The sequence below is a fragment of the Streptomyces spinosus genome, assembly GCF_020400655.1.
Classification (GTDB): Bacteria; Actinomycetota; Actinomycetes; order Streptomycetales; family Streptomycetaceae; genus Streptomyces; species Streptomyces argyrophylli.
On record NZ_JAINRC010000001.1, the window covers coordinates 270,549 to 287,026 of the forward strand.

Here is a 16,478-nt window from a genome sequence, read left to right on the forward strand (position 1 = left end):
CGGAGCCCTTCAGGCCGGGAGGAAGTTGATCGGGTGGCTGTCCGTCGCCCACAGGTACTGCACCGCGTACGACCGCCAGGGCCGCCACGTCTCCGCGCGGGCGGTGAGCGCGGCCGGGGTGGCCGGCAGGCCCAGCTCCTTCGCGGCGCGCCGGATGCCGAGGTCGGTGGGGAGGAAGGCGTCGGGGTCACCGAGGGCGCGCATGGCGATGACGTCCACCGTCCAGGGCCCGAAGCCGGGCAGCGCGAGCAGCCGGGCCCTCGCCTCGGCCCAGTCGGCCTCCACGCCCAGGTGCAGTCGGCCGTCGGCGAGTTCACGGACGAGGGTGGTGAAGGTGGTGCGCCGGGTCCGGGGCATCGCCAGGGTCTCGGGGTCGACGGCGGCCAGCGCCTCGGGTGAGGGGAAGAGGTGGGTGAGGCCGCCCTCGGGGTCGTCCAGTGGCTTGCCGTGCGCGGTGACCAGGCGCGCCGCGTGGGTGCGGGCGGCGGCCGTGGACACCTGCTGTCCGAGTACGGCCCGGACGGCGAACTCGGCCTCGTCGACCGTGCGCGGCACGCGGCGGCCCGGGCCCTGGTCGACCAGGGGCGCGAGGGACGGGTCGGTGCGCAGATGGCCGTCGACCGCCAGCGGGTCGGCGTCCAGGTCGAGCAGGCGGCGGCAGCGGCTGATGGCCACGGTCAGATCGCGCAGGTCGCTCAGGGTGAGACGGCAGGCGATGTGGTCGGGGCGGGGCGCGAGCGCGGCGATGCCGTGGCCGTACGGCAGTCGCAGGGTGCGGCGGTAGGCGCCGTCGCGCCACTCCTCGACGCCGGGTACGGCGGTGGCGGCGAGGTGGCCGAAAAGGTTGGACGGGTTCAGCGGGGCACGGAACGGCAGCCGCAGGGAGAGCACGCCGGGGGTGCCCGCGCCGCCCTTCGGGGCCCGGGCGCGCAGCTCGCTCGGGGACAGGGCGAAGACCTCGCGCACGGTGTCGTTGAAGGCGCGGACGGAGGCGAATCCGGCCGCGAACGCGATCTCCGCCATCGGCAGGGCCGTGGTCTCGATGAGCAGCCGCGCGGTCTGGGCCCGCTGCGCGCGGGCGAGCGCGAGCGGGCCGGCGCCCAGCTCGGCGAGGAGCTGCCGCTCCACCTGCCGGGTGCTGTAGCCGAGCCGGGCGGCGAGTCCGGGCACGCCCTCGCGGTCCACGACCCCGTCGGCGATCAGCCGCATGGCCCGGGCCACGAGGTCGGCGCGCGCGTTCCACTCGGGGGAGCCGGGGCTGGTGTCGGGGCGGCAGCGCTTGCAGGCACGGAACCCGGCGTTCTGGCAGGCGGCGGCGCTCGGGTAGAACGTCATGTTCTCCGGCTTGGGCGGCACGACCGGGCAGCTCGGCCGGCAGTAGATCCGGGTGGTCAGGACGGCTGTGAAGAACCATCCGTCGAAGCGCGCGTCCTTGGACCGCACGGCGCGTACGCAGTGCTCCCGGTCGAGGGGCATCCCTGTCTGCATACGACCAGCATGGCCCACCGCGCGGCCCGGCCGCTGGCGGGAATCCGACATCAATGTGGGCCTGGCCAGGGCCCCCGGGTCGCTCATCTCATGATCGAGCGGTCTGTCGCGCCTCACTGAGGTGTTCGGTTGCACGGCGGAAGCGGGTGATCCAGTCGGCGGTGGTCCGCAGGCCGCCGAACGTGTAGAAGTGCACCTTCACCGTGCCGTGCCGTGCCGGGTCGTAGCGGTCGGCCAGTGCGTGCAGGAAGCGGTCCGGGCCGGCCGTGCCCATGAGGTTGGTCAGCGACAAGCCGTACTTGCGGGCCACGGAGGCGCTGGTGCCGACGCCGAACCGGCCCGCGTAGCGCAGCAGCCGGCGCACCCCCGCCGGTCCGGGGACGCCGACGCGGACGGGCAGGGTGACGCCCCGCGCGCGCAGGGCCTCCAGCCAGGCGAGCACCGGGTCGACGTCGAAGCCGAACTGGGTGATGACGTCGCCGGTGAACCCGTCGGCCCCGAGGGCCGCCGCCTTGTCCGTGAGCGCCGGCCACAGCAGCCGGTCGGCTATGCCGGGGTGGCCCTCCGGGTAGCCTGCGACACCCACGTGCCGGACGCCGTGGGGCCGCAGCAGCCCGGTGCGCAGGACGGCGAGGGCGTCCTCGTAGGGACCCTCGGGCCGGGCCGGGTCGCCGCCGACGACGAACACGTTCCCCGCGGTGCCGTCGGCCGCCAGCCCGGCGAGGAACTCCTCCAGGGCGGACCGGGAGGGCAGGCGGCGGGCGGCGATGTGCGGTACGGGGACGAAGCCGAGCCGTCTGACCGCGCGGGCGGCGGCCAGCCGGGTCCCGGTGTCCTCGCCGGCCAGGAACGTGATGTTGATCCGGGTGCCGGGCGGGATGCCGTCCCGCGCCTCCTCCAGCCCGGGCACGTCCTTGCCGGTCATCTCCAGTGAGAAGTCGTCCAGCAGCGCGGGGTCCATCGTGTTCCTCGTACTCCTCGTGCTCCTCGTACCGCGACACGGCGCACCGCAGTAGCCACGGGCGGGGTGCGGGCCCGGCCGATGATGTCACGTGGGGGCGGTGTCTCAGGGGGCAGGGGGCGGGGACGGCCGGTGGGCTGGGGCGCGGGACGAGGCCGGGGGGGCCGGGAACGGCGGAACGCGGCATTCCGCCCTGGGGGCCCGTGCCCCGGCCCGCGCGGGGTTCCTGCGTACGGAACGCGCGCCCGGGCGGGCCGGCCTCTCGGCCCGCCGGGTTATGGACCGGTGAAGCGGGCCTTGTTTGGTTCTGGTCGTCGGGCCAAGGGGTGGGCAGGGTGGGGGTTCCGATCGTCGAGGAGGTCCCGTTGAGCGTTTCGTCGAACCCGGCTGCCCGGGCGGTGGTGGCGTGACCGTGCGATTCCGGCATGCCGAACCGGTCCGGGCCGCCTTCCCCGACCTGTCCGCCGGTGCGCTGTACGCCGCCGGCGTCGGCGCCCCCGTGGACACCGGGCCCCGCGCCGCCGCGTACATCTCCCGGGCCGCCGCACGGCTGACCGGAGCCACCGAGGGCGAGTTCCCCGAGGTGCTGGCCTGGCGGCGGGCCTTCGCCCGGATGGGGCTGAAGCCGACGCAGTACCGGTCCGCCTCCGAGTCACTGCTGCGGCGGCTGCGGAAGGAGGGCGCGCTGCCGCGCATCCATCCGCTGGTGGACCTGTGCAACGCGATCTCGGTGGCGTACGCCGTTCCGGTGGCCGTCCTCGACGTCGACCGGATCACCGGGCCGCTGCTGGAGGTGCGCCCCGCCCTCGGGAACGAGACGTACACGGCGTTCGGCGGCGCCGTCGAGCACCCGGCACCCGGCGAGGTGACCTTCGTCGACTCCGCGGGCCGGGCCCACGCCCGCCGCTGGACGCACCGGCAGAGCGGCCACTCGGCGGTCGGCACGCACACCGGGCGGGTGCTGGTGGTGACGGAGGCGATGCACGAGGGCGGCGCGGAGAGCGTGGCCGAGGTGCTGAAGACGGTCGAGGAGGAGGTGGCGGCGCACTGGGCGGCCACCACGGCGGCGGCCGTCCTCACCCCGGCCGCCGCGGAGTTCGTCTTCGGCGACTGACCGGCCGGGGCAGTATGGGCGGGGTGGACGAGGGGCGGGACACGGTGGAGATGCCGGCGCGCGGCTCGGACTTCCTGCAACTGGCGGTCGCCGACGTGCCCGCCGGGGGGAAGGCGGAGTGGCTGGCCGGACGGCTGCGGCAGGCCATAGCCGACGGCCGGCTGACGGTGGGCAGCAGACTGCCGCCGACCCGGGTGCTCGCCGCGGAACTGCGCGTGTCGCGGGGCGTGGTGACCGAGGCGTACCGGCGCCTCGCCGAGGACGGCCAGGTGGCGGGCCGCCGCCGCGGCGGCACGGTGGTGGTGGCGGCGCCGTTCACCACCGTGCCCCCGCCGGCCGCCGGTGCCCGGCCCGGGGCCGCGGGCTCGCCGGGGACGGTGGACGCTGCGGGTGCGAGCGGGTCGCCGGCTGCGCGTGGGGTGGGCGGCGGGATCGCACGCGGCGGCGGGGACAGTGCCGGCGCCGGAGTCGCCGGTGGGCCGTCCGCGCGTGGGCGCGCCGGCGGGCCGGGAGGGCGGTACGCCGGTCAGGGCGCGGACGGGCCCGCCCGGCCGTGCGCCGGTCACCGCGCCGGCGGGTCCGCCGGGCCGTACCCCGTTCCGGCCACCGCCGGCTCCCCCGGTCCGGGCGCCGGTGGGCGCGGCCGGCCGTACGCCCCTGAGGCCGGTGGTCCGGAGGACGGCGGACCCGGCGGGCTGTTCGGCGGGGACCCCGGCGCGGACGTGTTCGACGCGTTGCGGGCCGCCCCGGCCGCCGTCGACTTCACTCCCGGCCGGCCCGACCTCACCACCTTTCCCCGCGCCGCCTGGCTGCGGGCCGAGCGGGCCGTGCTGGCCGGACTCTCCGCCGAGCAGCTCGGCTACGGCGACCCGCGCGGCGCGCCCCGGCTGCGGCGGGCCGTCGCCGACTGGCTCGCACGGGTGCGGGGGGTGCGCGTGGAGCCGGACGCGGTGCTGATCGTCGCGGGCACCGCCCAGGCGCTCACCCTGCTGCACCCGGTGCTGCGGGCGGACGGCGTCCACGCGGTCGCGGTGGAGGAGCCCGGCTCGCTGGGCGCCCGCCAGCACCTGCGCAACGGTGGCCTCGCCACCCCGCCGGTACCGGTCGACGAGGAGGGCGTACACGTCGACGCGCTGCGGGCGACCGGCGCCCGGGCCGTCCTCCTCACGCCCGCCCATCAGTTCCCCACCGGCGTGGTGACCAGCGGCGAGCGCCGGCGGGAGCTGCTGGAGTGGGCGCGGGACGGGGGGCTGATCCTGGAGGACGACTACGACGCGGAACACCGCTACGACCGGCCCCCGATCCCCGCGCTGCGCGCCCTGCTGGCCGACCGGGTCTGCTACCTGGGCAGTGTGTCGAAACTGCTCGCGCCGGCGCTGCGGATCGGCTGGCTGGTGGCACCGGCCCGGTACCGCATGGCGCTGACCGACGCCAAACGCTTCAACGACCTCGGCAACGCGGTGCTGCCGCAGCTGGTGCTCGCCCGGCTGATGGAGTCCGGGGAACTGGAGCGGCATCTGCGACTGCTGCGCGGGCGCCACCGCAGGCGCAGGGACGCGATGATCGCCGCGCTCGCCGAGCATCTGCCGGGGGCGCGGGTGCACGGGGCCGCGGCGGGCCTGCACCTGACGGTGACGTACGCCCCGGACGTGCCCGACACGGAGTTCGCGGCGGCCGCGCTCGCCCGTGGTGTGAAGTGCCAGCCGCTGTCCTGGCACCGGCAGACGCCCGGCCCGCCCGGTCTGGTCCTCGGTTACGCGGCCACCGCGCCGGGTGTCGTGGCGCAGGGCGTGGCACTGCTCGGCAGGACCCTGCGTGAGCTGGGGTGAGGGGGACGGGCCGGATGCCGGCGGGGTCTCAGCCCACCGCTTCCTGACGGGATTCGTGACCGGATGCCAGCGCCCAGAGCACGAAGACGTCGATGGCCAGCAGGACCAGTGACCAGACGGGCGCGTACGGCAGGAACAGGAACTGGGTGATGAGGCTGAACGCGACGAGGACCATGCCGACGACGCGGGCCCAGGGCACGTGCATGAGCAGGCCCACGCCCGTCGCCAGGACCAGGGCGCCGATGACGATGTGGATCGTGCCCCAGCCGGTGAGGTTCATCTTGTAGATGTAGCTGCCGATGCGGTAGTAGACGGCGTCCGCGGTGACGGCGGCGATCCCCTGGAAGAGGGCGAGGAGGCCGCTGCACACCATCAGGACGCCGGCGAACGTGACGCCGCCGGTCGCCCAGGCGCCGCCGCGGGCGCCGGGTTGCCGCGGCGGCCACTCGCCGCCCGGGCTGGTCGGTCCGGTGGGCTGCGCTGCCTGGCTCATGAGCGTGTCCTTTCTGCCTCCCCGTTCGCCGGATGCCCGCGCGCTCCCGGGGAGCGGGCGGGCACTCCGAGCGTTGGCCAGGCAGCCGCCGGGCGCACCGAGGGGTACGCCGTTCGGGTGACTCACGGTCGATCGGCCGGGGCCGGCCGGCGGCGGCGCGCGTCAGCCGGCCTGCCGGGCGAACGCCGCGTACGCCTGTTCGTCGAAGAGCACGAACCGTGCCTCCTCCACCGCCGTCGGCGTGTTCCGTACGGTCTCCACCGCGATGCGGGCCGCGTCCCGCATCGGCCACCGGTAGACGCCGGTGGAGACGGCCGGGAAGGCGACGGTCCGGGCGCCGAGCTCGTCGGCGACGCGCAGGGACTCGCGGTAGCAGGAGGCGAGCAGGTCGGAGCGGTCCTCGGTGGCGGACCAGACGGGTCCCACGGTGTGGATCACCCAGCGGGCGTCCAGTTCGCCCGCCGTGGTGGCGACCGCCCGGCCCGTGGGCAGGCCCTTTCCGTACCGGGAGGCGCGCAGGGCGCGGCACTCCTCGAGGATGGCGGGGCCGCCCCGGCGGTGGATCGCGCCGTCCACGCCTCCGCCGCCGAGCAGGGAGGAGTTCGCCGCGTTGACGATGGCGTCGGCGTGCTGCCGGGTGATGTCGCCCTGGACGAGGGTGATGACGGTCATGTCTGCCTCGGCTGGTGGTCGTCAGGTCTGTCTCAGTCTCCGCCAGACGGCCTTGGCCGCGTTGTGTCCGGACATGCCGTGGACACCGGGGCCGGGCGGGGTGGCCGAGGAGCAGATGAAGACGGCCGGGTGGGGGGTGTGGTACGGGAACAGGGTCGGCTTGGGGCGCAGCAGCAACTGGAGTCCGGAGGCCGCGCCGCAGGCGATGTCACCGCCGACGTAGTTGGCGTTGCGGGCGGCCATCTCGGCGGGTCCGGCGGTGGCGCGGGCGAGCACGCGGTCGCGGAAGCCGGGGGCGTAGCGCTCGAGCTGGCGTTCCATGGCGTCGGTGAGGTCGCCGGACCAGCCGTTCGGCACATGGCCGTAGGCCCAGAAGACGTGCTTGCCCTCGGGGGCGCGGGTGGGGTCCACCAGGCTGGGCTGCACGGTGATCATGAAGGGCCGGTCGGGGGCGCGGCCCTCGCGGGAGACGGCGCGCAGGGCGGTGCCGATCTCGGTGTGGCTCGCGCCGATCTGGACGGTGCCGGCGGTGCGGGCCTCGGGCGCGGTCCAGGGCACCGGGCCGTCCAGCGCGTAGTCGATCTTGAAGACGCCGGGGCCGTAGCGGTAGCCCGCGTAGTGGTCGCCGAAGCCGGCGATCCGGGCGAGCGCGGAGGGCGAGGTGTCGAAGACGTACGCGCGCGCGGGCGGCAGGTCGTCGAGGCGCTTGACCTCGTAGTCGGTGTGCACGGCGCCGCCCAGGTCGGTCAGGTAGGCGGCGAGGGCGTCGGAGATGGCCTGGGAGCCGCCGCGGGGCACCGGCCAGCCGCGGGCGTGGGCGGAGAGGGCGAAGACGAGCCCGATGGCGCTGGTGGCCACGCCGCCCAGCGGTGCCATCACATGGCCGACCAGACCGGCGAACAGGGTCTTGAACCGTTCGTCCTTGAAGCGGCGCATCAGCCAGGTGGACGGCGGGAGCCCGGCCAGGCCGAAGCGGGCCAGGGTGACGGGGTCGCGGGGCAGCGCGGTCAGCGGCAGGGACATGAAGTCCCGGACGAGGGTGTCCCAGTGGGCGAGGAGCGGCTCGACCAGTCTGCGGTACGTCCCGGCGTCGCGCGGTCCGAAGGAGGCGGCGGTCTGGGCGACCGAGCGGGAGAGCACGGCCGCGGTGCCGTCCGGGAACGGGTGGGCCATGGGCAGGGGGGCGTCCAGCCACTCCAGGCCGTACCGGTCGAGCGGAAGGGCGCGGAACGCCGGGGAGTTGATGCCGAGGGGGTGCGCGGCCGAGCACGGGTCGTGCCGGAAGCCGGGCAGCGTCAGCTCCTCGGTGCGGGCGCCGCCGCCGACGGTGGGCTTCGCCTCGAACAGGGCCACGGAGAAGCCGCGGCGGGCCAGCTCCACGGCTGCGGTCAGTCCGTTCGGTCCCGCACCCACCACGACCGCATCGAGCATCGACGGCACCTTCGGACCCCTTCGTCAGCCGACGGCCATTCGGGATCAGGATATGCCGGGGGTCTGACACTCCCCCGGCCCGGGTGGTCCCGGCAGGTCAGGACCCGGTGCGCAGCAGGTCCGCCACCCGGCGGGCGGTGGCGGCGTCCCGGGCGGCCGTGAACGGCAGGGCGTTGCCCCCGGTGACGCGGAACGGCTCGCCGGTCAGGGTGAGGTGCGTACCGCCCGCCTCCTCGACCAGGAGCAGACCGGCCGCGTGGTCCCAGGCGGCCTCCCAGGAGAACGCCACGGCGTCCAGCTCGCCCCGGGCCACGGCGAGGTACTCCAGGCCCGCCGAGCCGCACGCGCGCGGGGCGATGCCCTCGGTCCACAGGGGGCGCAGCGCGCGCTTCTGCTCGTCGGTGGTGTAGTCAGGGTGGGAGGTGGCGACGACGAGGTCCCGGCCGGGCGTGGGCGGCCCGGCGAACAGCCGCTCGCCGTCGAGGCGGGCGCCCTGGCCGCGGACGGCGGTGGCGAACTGGTCGCGTGCCGCCGCGTAGGTCCAGGAGGCGAGCACGGTGCCCCGCCGGACGAGCGCGACCAGGGTGCAGAAGCCGTCGTCACCGTGGACGAACTGGCGGGTGCCGTCGACCGGGTCGACGATCCACACCGGTCCGTCGTCCTGGAGCGCCCGGTACACCGCCGGGTCGGCGTGCACCGCCTCCTCGCCGACGACGACCGAGCCGGGCAGCAGGGCGCCGAGGTCCTCGGTGAGCCGCACCTCGGCGAGGCGGTCGGCGTCCGTCACCAGGTCGTGCGGGCCGCTCTTCTGGTCGACCTCGTGCGCGGCCAGGCGGCGGAATCGGGGCAGGATCTCGGCCGCGGCGGCCTTGCGGACCGCCTCCTCCACGTCGGCCGAGCAGCGGGCGAGAAACTCCTCGATGGTTTCCGTCTCTTCGATCATGCCTCCCATGAGAGCACGGCCCGCTGACAATCCCGGCCCCCGTCCGGTGTACCCGGGGTGGATTCGGGATGAAGAGCGAGGGCCGGCACCGCGGGGCCGGGCAGGGCCGTCAGCGGCCGACGGCGTACCCCTGCATGCCGCGCGGATTGGCCGCCGCCGACAGGACGCCGGTCTCCGGGTCCCGGGCCACCGCGCACAGCCGCCCCTCGGACCAGGCGGGGCCGACGGTGACGTCGTGGCCGCGTCGCCGCAGCTCCTCGATCACCCCGGCGTCCATGCGGGACTCCACGGTGACGCCCCCGGCATGCCGGCCGCGCGGGTGGAAGGAGCTGGGGTGGTTGTCGTTGTGCCAGTTGGGGGCGTCGATGGCGCCCTGGAGGTCGAGGCCGCCGCGGACGGGGGCGCGCAGGGCGGCGGCCAGGAAGAAGTGCATCTGCCACTGGTCCTGCTGGTCGCCGCCGGGCGTGCCGAACGCCATGACCGGCACGCCGTCGCGCAGCGCGAGGGACGGGGTGAGGGTGGTGCGGGGGCGGCGGCCGGGGGTGAGGGTGCCCGGCAGGCCCTCCTCCAGCCAGGTCATCTGCAGGCGGGTGCCGAGCGGGAAGCCCAGCTCGGGGACGACGGGGTTGGACTGGAGCCAGCCGCCGCTGGGGGTGGCCGCGATCATGTTGCCCCAGCGGTCGACGACGTCCAGGTGGCAGGTGTCGCCGCGGGTCGTGCCGTCGGCGGCGACCTCGAGATCGCCGGGCAGCCCCGCCACGGTGGGTTCGCCGGCGCCCATCGGGTCGAAGCCGTGTTCCGCGCCGTCCCGCACGCGCGCGCGTGCCTGTGCGGGCAGCCGCGGGGTACGGCCGCCGGGGCTGCCGGGGCGCAGCCCGTGGTCCGCCTTCTCCCCGACGAGGGCGCGCCGGGCCGCGTTGTACCCGTCCGACAGCAGGTCCGCGAGGGGCACCTCGGCGGCGTCCCCGTACCAGGCTTCGCGGTCGGCCATGGCGAGCTTGCAGCCCTCGATCAGCAGGTGGACGTAGTCGGCGGAACCGTAGGCGGGCAGCTCCGGCGGGAGCAGGGCGAGTTGCTGGAGCAGCACCGGGCCCTGGCTCCAGGGGCCGGCCTTGCACACCGTCCAGCCGTTCCAGTCGTACGTCACCGGCGTCTCGTAGGCCGCCGACCAGCCGGCGAGGTCGGCCTCGGTGAGGGTGCCGGTGTGCCGCTCGCCGCTGGTGTCCAGGGTGGGCCGGCGGGACTGCCGTACCAGGGCCTCGGCGATGAAGCCGGAGCGCCACACCTCGCGCGCGGCGTCGATCCGGGCCTCCCGGCCGCCCGCGCGGGCGGTCTCGGCCAGCAGCCGCTTCCAGGTGGCGGCCAGGGCGGGGTTGCGCAGCAGGGCGCCCGGACGGGGTGCCCGGCCGCCCGGCAGGTACAGCTCCGCCGAGGAGGTCCACTCGGTCTCGAACAGCCTCCGTACGCTCTCGACGGTCAGGCCGACGTTCTCCACGGGCGCGTGCCCGTGTTCGGCGTAGCCGATGGCGTACTTCAGGACGTCGTCCAGCGACTTGGTGCCGTGGTCGCGCAGGAGCAGCAGCCAGGCGTCGAAGGCACCGGGCACGGCGGCGGCGAGCGGTCCGGTGCCCGGTACGAGGTCCAGCCCGAGTCCCCGGTAGTGGGCCGCCGTCGCGCCCGCCGGGGCCACGCCCTGCCCGCACAGCACGCGCACCGCGCCGCCCGCCGGGGCGAGCAGGATCGGCACCTCGCCGGCCGGCCCGTTGAGGTGCGGCTCCACGACGTGCAGCACGAACGCCCCGGCCACGGCGGCGTCGAACGCGTTGCCCCCGTCCTCCAGCACCGCCATCGCCGACTGGGAGGCGAGCCAGTGGGTGGAGGACACCATGCCGAAGGTGCCCTGGAGTGTGGGACGGGTCGTGGACTGCATCTCTCACCTCGTTGTTCGGCGGTTCGGTGGCGATGTCCGACATCAAAACCGGCCGTGCGCAGATCCGGGAAGGGCCGGCACGTCCCGCGATCACCGTTCCGGTCCGCACGCCGTCCGAATCCTGTTCCGGACGGCGTGCCTCACGGTCTCACCGCGTGCATGATCGCGGCGGACGCGGCGATCCGGTCGAGGAAGTACAGCGCCGTGACGCACAGGGCGATCCAGGCGGACAGCACCAGGATGCCGCTGGTCAGTCCGTCGTGGTGGAAGTAGGCGATCCCGTCCAGTGCGCGGACGCCGACGCCCGCGGGCATCACCGAGGCGAGGGGCCTCAGCCAGCCCGGCAGGAACTCGGGCGGCAGCACCCCACCGCTCGTGGCGTTCCCCATGACCAGCATGAAGATCGACGCCAGCGGAACCCCGGCGGGGCCGAAGACGCGGATCAGCAGCACGGTGGCCGCCGCCACGGCCCCCGCCATCAGCACCACGAGTCCGGCGATGCCCAGGAAGGGGCCGGGTATGGCACCGAAGGCCGTGCTCGCGATCAGCGTGGCCGCCAGTCCCCCGACGACCGCGAACAGCGTCAGACTGCACAGGCGCTGGCCGAAGGACAGCCGCGGTGCCACTTGGTAGGTCATCTGGCCGAAGAGGAAGCCTGCCAGCACCAGGCCGAAAGACGCGTAGAAGACCGACAGACCCCGGCTGTCCCCCCGCGACAGGGGAAGGATGTCGGTGACGGGCAGCTTCTGCTCCGCGGTGTGGCAGGCGGGGGCGCACAGACTGCCGAGGGGTGCCACGAGCGCGGACACGGCGGGGCCGTTGGCACCCGCGTACACGATGCCGGGCTTGCCGCCGTCGGCCAGCAGCGCGGCGTACGCGCGGCGGTGTTCGACCGCCCGGCGGGCCGAGGCGTCGTCCGGGTACCGGTCGACCTGGAAAGCGTCCGGCGAGACGCGCTGGAGCCGGACGTCGAAGAGTGCCGCGGTCTTGTCGGACGCGGCGACGGCGATCGGCAGGCGGTGCGCCTGGGGGGTGTGGAAGGCGGCGAGGAAGACGCTGACGAAGACCAGACCGATGGTCAGCACGGTGATCACGGGCTTGAGCACCGCCTTCGGACCGGTCAGTCCCCGGCGCTCGGGGGGAGCGTCCGTCTGGGGACCCGGGTGGTGACGGTGCCGGCCCGGCCCCGGGTCGGTGTCGGCGGGATGACTTCGGCTGGTGGACGCGGTAGCGGACATGGTCCCTCGTCGCTCGTTATGTAAGGTAACTTATATAAGTTAACAGAGACGTCGGAGGCGTGGATGACGATGAAGGACCCCGGCGAGCGCGTCGGCTATCTGATCTGGCAGCTCTCGCAGGCGTACGTCCAGCGCCTGGACCAGGCACTGCGCCCGCTCAAGCTGACCCAGGCGCAGTTCAGCGCCCTCGTCCGGCTGAGCCGGGACGGGGCCCTGTGCAGCGCCGAACTCGCCCGCCGCTGCGGCATCACCGCACAGTCCATGGGCACGGCGCTGCGGGACCTGGTGGAGCGCGGCCTTGTCGAACGGCAGGCCCGTCCGACGCACGGGAAGATGGTCGAGATGTCCGTCACGGCCGCCGGCGTGGAACTCGCACTGCGGGCCGAAACCGCCGTCCAGCCGTGCGAACAGGAGGTCCTGGAGCCCTTCCCGCCCCACGAACAGGAACAGGTCCGCGCCCACCTCCGGCGCATGCTCGGCGCCCTCAATCCCCAGGCGCTCTGACCGGTCGGCGAGCAGACGCAGGACGGGCACGAGTAGCCGACCGCAGCCAGGGAGGCCGCACACCGGTCGCCGAACCGGCGCCGCGGCGTTTCGGCGAGGGCCGCGCCCGGGCGGCGGTCGCTCCCGTACCGAAGAGGGGGTGACCGGCGCGCCCGGCCGGTGCCGGCGATGCCGAGGGGGGAACAGCAGGGCCGGCCTCCGCGTTGATCCCCTTCGGAGGAACGGAGGCCCAGGCAGTGCACGGTGAGTACAAGGTGCCCGGCGGCAAGCTCGTCGTCGTGGACGTGGACGTGGAGGACGGCGTGCTGCGGCACGTGCGTGTCGCGGGCGACTTCTTCCTGGAGCCGGACGAGGCGCTGGAGGCGGTGGACCGCGCGCTGGAGGGCGCCCCGGCGGACACCGACGCGGCGGGACTGGCTGCGCGGATCGAGGCGGCGCTGCCGGCGGGGACGGTGATGTACGGGCTGACGCCGGAGGGCGTCGGCACCGCGGTGCGCCGCGCGCTCGCGCACGCCACCGACTGGACGGACTACGACTGGCAGCTGATCCACGAGGCCCCGCAGCCGCCCGCCCTGCACATGGCGCTGGACGAGGTGCTGACCGCCGAGGTGGCCGCGGGCCGGCGGCCGCCGACGCTGCGGGTGTGGGAGTGGGGCGCCCCGGCGGTGATCATCGGCAGCTTCCAGTCGCTGCGCAACGAGGTGGACCCGCGGGGCGCCGCCCGGCACGGCATCGAGGTGGTGCGGCGGATCTCCGGCGGCGGCGCGATGTTCGTGGAGCCTGGCAACACGATCACCTACTCCCTGTCGGTGCCCGAGTCCCTGGTGCAGGGCCTGTCCTTCCAGGACAGCTACGCCTATCTGGACGACTGGGTGCTGGGCGCCCTCGGCGACATGGGCATCCGGGCCTGGTACCAGCCGCTGAACGACATCGCGACGGACCAGGGCAAGATCGCGGGCGCCGCGCAGAAGCGGATCGTCGGCCCCGGCGGCGGCCCGGGTGCCGTACTGCACCACGTGACCATGTCGTACGACATCGACGCGGACAAGATGGTCGAGGTGCTGCGGATCGGGCGGGAGAAGCTGTCCGACAAGGGGACCCGGAGCGCGAAGAAGCGGGTCGACCCGCTGCGGCGGCAGACGGGACTGCCGCGCGAGGCCGTCATCGACCGGATGATCGCCTCCTTCCGCGCGCGGTACGGCCTGGAGCGGGGCAAGGTCACCGACGAGGAGCTGGCCCTGGCCGAGGAGCTGGCCCGCACCAAGTTCTCGTCGCCGGAGTGGACGGCGAGGGTGCCGTAGCCGTACCCGCGTCGCGCCGGCCGCCGCCGGCGGATCGTGGTGCCCGGGGTCGGGCGGCGGGGCATAAAGGGCAGAGCAGTACGTCGTGAACGTGCGGCCGTGACCGGCCGGGTACGCAGCGAGTTGGCCCTTCCGCCGCACAGGGAGTCGTGTGACACTGTCGTCCCCGTCCACCATGCGGACCCCTTCCGCACCCCTCCCCCACGAGAAGTGCGCCGTGCGTTCCCTTCCTCTGCCGCTCGCTCTCACCGCGCGTCTGACGCCGGTCGCGGTACTCGCCTGTGCCGGCTGGGCGCTGACGTCCGGTCCGGCCGCGCCGCCGGCCTCCGCCGGACACCCGACGGCCCAGAAGACGCCCGCCGGGTCCTCCACCGCCGCCCCGTCGTCCACCACGGCGGCGAAGACGTACGGCACCGCGCCCGCCCCCTGCTCCGCCGTGCCCGCCGGCACCGTCAAGTCCCTGGTGCCCGGGGCGAAGACGGCCGGCAAGGAGATCCCGTCCACGGACACCGCGCTGCGCCGCACCTGCTCCTGGAACGCGCTCCAGGGCTACGACTACCGCTGGCTCGACGTGTCCTTCGAGATCGGCGAGTCCGACCAGCAGACGAAGAAGGAGTACGAGCAGCGGGTCGCCGAGAAGAGCGGCGGCGGGGCCGTCCCCGGGCTCGGGGACAGCGCCTACTCCGTCGTCAACCTCACCACGGAGGACGGACAGCAGACCCGGGAGGGCGTGGTGCTGGTCCGCGCCGCCAACGCCCTCGTCGTCGTCACCTACAACGGCAGCGACTTCGAGAACAAGAAGGCCCCCGGTACGGACGAGATCAACAAGGGCGCCATCAAGGCGGCGAAGTCCGCGGTGGCCGCGCTGGACGGCGGCGGGGGCTGAGCCGGCCGCCGGCGACCCCGGTGGCCTGATCCGACGCGGGTCGCCGTGGCGCACGCGGCCGGCCCGGGCCGAGGCCGTTGACCGCGGTCGACGACTGCCCGGGCGCCGCGCCCCCCTCAGGGTGCCGGTCCGCTCAGCCGCCGGCGCGCCGCCCGGAGGCCAGGGTGAGGGCCAGGTACAGCACCAGGGAGGTGCCGAGGCCCACTGCCCAGCCGTAGTCCGCGAGGGGTGCCAGGGCCGGGATCGGGCGGCCGTCGGTCAGGGGTTCGAGGCTCGCGCCGCCGATCGCGAGGACACCGCCCGCCAGGAAGGCGACGACCGCCCGCCAGTTCCAGCCGCCCGCGTACCAGTACCGGCCGCCCGGGCGGTAGAGGTCGCCGAGGTCCAGGCGGGTACGGCGCAGCAGCCAGTAGTCGGCGACGAGGATGCCGGCGACCGTGCCGAGCAGGCCGCCGACCAGGCCGAGCCAGGTGAAGATGTAGCCCTGCGGGTCGGAGTAGAGCTTCCACGGGCAGATCAGTACGGCGAGGACGGCGGTGATCAGGGCGCCGGTGCGGAAACTGACCTTCCGTGGCGCGACGTTGGCGAAGTCGAAGGCCGGGGAGACCAGGTTGGCGGCGATGTTCACCGACAGGGTGGCCACCAGGACGGTCACCAGCGCGTAGAGCAGACCGGCCGCGTTGTCCGTCTTCGCCGCCAGCTGCACCGGGTCCCAGACCGGTTCGCCGTACACGGCCTGCGAGCCGGAGGTGACCAGTACGGACAGGAACGCGAACAGGGTCATGGTGGTCGGCAGGCCGAGGGCCTGGCCCCAGGTCTGCGCGCGCTGGCTCCTGCCGTAGCGGGTGAAGTCGGGGATGTTGAGCGACAGCGTCGACCAGAAGCCGATCATGCCCATGAGGGAGGGCCAGAACAGCTTCCAGAAGCCGCCGCCCCAGCCGAGCTTGGACGGCTGGTCGAAGAGCGGTCCGACACCGCCTGCCTTGCTACTCATCCACCACAGCATCACGAGGGCGCCGACCAGGACGAACGGCGCGGCCCAGTTCTCGAAGCGGCGGATGGTCTCCATGCCCCGGTGGATGATGGCCACCTGGATCGCCCAGAAGACCGCGAAGGACAGCCACATCGTCCAGGCGTGGCCGCCGATGTGCCCCGCGTTCCTCCAGCCGTCGCCGATCAGCTTCCCGGCGAGGAAGTAGATCGCCTCACCGCCGATCCAGGTCTGGATGCCGAACCAGCCGCACGCCACCAGCGCCCGGACGACGGCGGGCAGGTTGGCGCCGCGCACGCCGAAGGAGGCGCGGGCGAAGACCGGGAAGGGGATGCCGTACTTGGGGCCCGCGTGCCCGGTCAGCAGCATCGGCACCAGCACGATCAGGTTGGCGAGGGCGATGGTGAACACCGCCTGCTTCCAGTCCATGCCCACCGCGATCAGCCCGGAGGCGAGGGTCCAGGAGGCGGTGTTGTGGGCCATGCCGACCCACAGGGCGGAGAAGTTGTACGTCGTCCAGGTGCGCCCGGCCACGGGGACCGGGAGCAGGTCCTGGTTGGCGTAGGGGCCGCTGGGCTGCGGTGTGCCGGGGGCGAGTTCCACGCGCCCGTCGGGGAGGGTGACCTGGCCGGATATCGGTCTGGCCGGAGGAGCGGTGTCGGTCATGGGCTGGCCAATCGGGGAGAGGCGGATCGGG

General features: G+C 74.5%; 14 protein-coding genes. 5 read left to right on the forward strand and 9 right to left on the reverse strand.

What is annotated here, in order from left to right; all coding sequences use genetic code 11:
- Positions 1-9 precede the first annotated feature (9 nt).
- Together LG395_RS01135 and LG395_RS01140 are read right to left on the reverse strand one after the other, a co-directional pair.
- Entirely contained in the window at positions 10-1,488 is a 1,479-nt protein-coding gene (locus tag LG395_RS01135; protein WP_308071160.1) for an AlkA N-terminal domain-containing protein, read from the reverse strand.
- Positions 1,489-1,576: 88 nt separating this feature from the next.
- Positions 1,577-2,449, reverse strand: a complete 873-nt coding sequence (locus tag LG395_RS01140; protein WP_171151187.1) for a methylenetetrahydrofolate reductase — start codon at positions 2,447-2,449, stop codon at positions 1,577-1,579.
- Positions 2,450-2,855: 406 nt separating this feature from the next.
- Here LG395_RS01140 and LG395_RS01145 point away from each other — a divergent pair, with 406 nt between their 5' ends.
- Both LG395_RS01145 and LG395_RS01150 read left to right on the forward strand, forming a co-directional pair.
- Entirely contained in the window at positions 2,856-3,563 is a 708-nt protein-coding gene (locus tag LG395_RS01145) for a B3/B4 domain-containing protein (protein WP_225808088.1), read from the forward strand.
- 14 nt (positions 3,564-3,577) lie between these two features.
- Positions 3,578-5,392 carry an aminotransferase-like domain-containing protein gene (locus LG395_RS01150; RefSeq protein WP_225808089.1) on the forward strand — a complete coding sequence of 605 codons (1,815 nt, stop codon included), beginning with the start codon at positions 3,578-3,580 and terminating at the stop codon, positions 5,390-5,392.
- Between the two features lie 28 nt (positions 5,393-5,420).
- Here the strand turns inward: LG395_RS01150 and LG395_RS01155 are convergent, their stop codons facing one another.
- The 6 genes from LG395_RS01155 to LG395_RS01180 form a co-directional block, all read right to left on the reverse strand.
- The gene (locus tag LG395_RS01155; protein WP_171151189.1) at positions 5,421-5,885 is read right to left on the reverse strand and encodes a DUF7144 family membrane protein; all 465 of its coding nucleotides are present in this window, start codon (positions 5,883-5,885) and stop codon (positions 5,421-5,423) included.
- A gap of 162 nt (positions 5,886-6,047) precedes the next feature.
- Positions 6,048-6,557, reverse strand: a complete 510-nt coding sequence (locus tag LG395_RS01160) for an O-acetyl-ADP-ribose deacetylase (protein ID WP_225808090.1) — start codon at positions 6,555-6,557, stop codon at positions 6,048-6,050.
- A gap of 21 nt (positions 6,558-6,578) precedes the next feature.
- On the reverse strand, positions 6,579-7,997 hold the full coding sequence (locus LG395_RS01165; protein WP_171151194.1) for a phytoene desaturase family protein: 1,419 nt from the start codon (positions 7,995-7,997) through the stop codon (positions 6,579-6,581).
- A gap of 88 nt (positions 7,998-8,085) precedes the next feature.
- Positions 8,086-8,931, reverse strand: a complete 846-nt coding sequence (locus LG395_RS01170) for an inositol monophosphatase family protein (protein WP_225808091.1) — start codon at positions 8,929-8,931, stop codon at positions 8,086-8,088.
- 109 nt (positions 8,932-9,040) lie between these two features.
- Positions 9,041-10,861: a gamma-glutamyltransferase family protein gene (locus LG395_RS01175; RefSeq protein ID WP_225808092.1), complete on the reverse strand. Its 1,821-nt coding sequence runs from the start codon at positions 10,859-10,861 to the stop codon at positions 9,041-9,043.
- Between the two features lie 140 nt (positions 10,862-11,001).
- Positions 11,002-12,099, reverse strand: a complete 1,098-nt coding sequence (locus tag LG395_RS01180; protein WP_171151321.1) for an ABC transporter permease — start codon at positions 12,097-12,099, stop codon at positions 11,002-11,004.
- Positions 12,100-12,162: 63 nt separating this feature from the next.
- Between LG395_RS01180 and LG395_RS01185 the strand changes: the two genes are divergently transcribed.
- From LG395_RS01185 to LG395_RS01195, 3 genes are all read left to right on the forward strand, one after another.
- On the forward strand, positions 12,163-12,603 hold the full coding sequence (locus LG395_RS01185; RefSeq protein ID WP_171151323.1) for a MarR family winged helix-turn-helix transcriptional regulator: 441 nt from the start codon (positions 12,163-12,165) through the stop codon (positions 12,601-12,603).
- Positions 12,604-12,839: 236 nt separating this feature from the next.
- Entirely contained in the window at positions 12,840-13,904 is a 1,065-nt protein-coding gene (lplAB, locus tag LG395_RS01190) for a lipoate-protein ligase LplAB (protein WP_171151325.1), read from the forward strand.
- A 217-nt stretch (positions 13,905-14,121) separates the two neighbouring features.
- Positions 14,122-14,790, forward strand: a complete 669-nt coding sequence (locus tag LG395_RS01195) for a hypothetical protein (RefSeq protein WP_225808093.1) — start codon at positions 14,122-14,124, stop codon at positions 14,788-14,790.
- A 133-nt stretch (positions 14,791-14,923) separates the two neighbouring features.
- On the opposite strand, the gene LG395_RS01200 is transcribed toward LG395_RS01195, so the two are convergent.
- Positions 14,924-16,447 (reverse strand): NCS1 family nucleobase:cation symporter-1, encoded by a 1,524-nt coding sequence (locus LG395_RS01200; RefSeq protein ID WP_225808094.1) that lies wholly within the window; start codon positions 16,445-16,447, stop codon positions 14,924-14,926.
- Positions 16,448-16,478 lie beyond the last annotated feature (31 nt).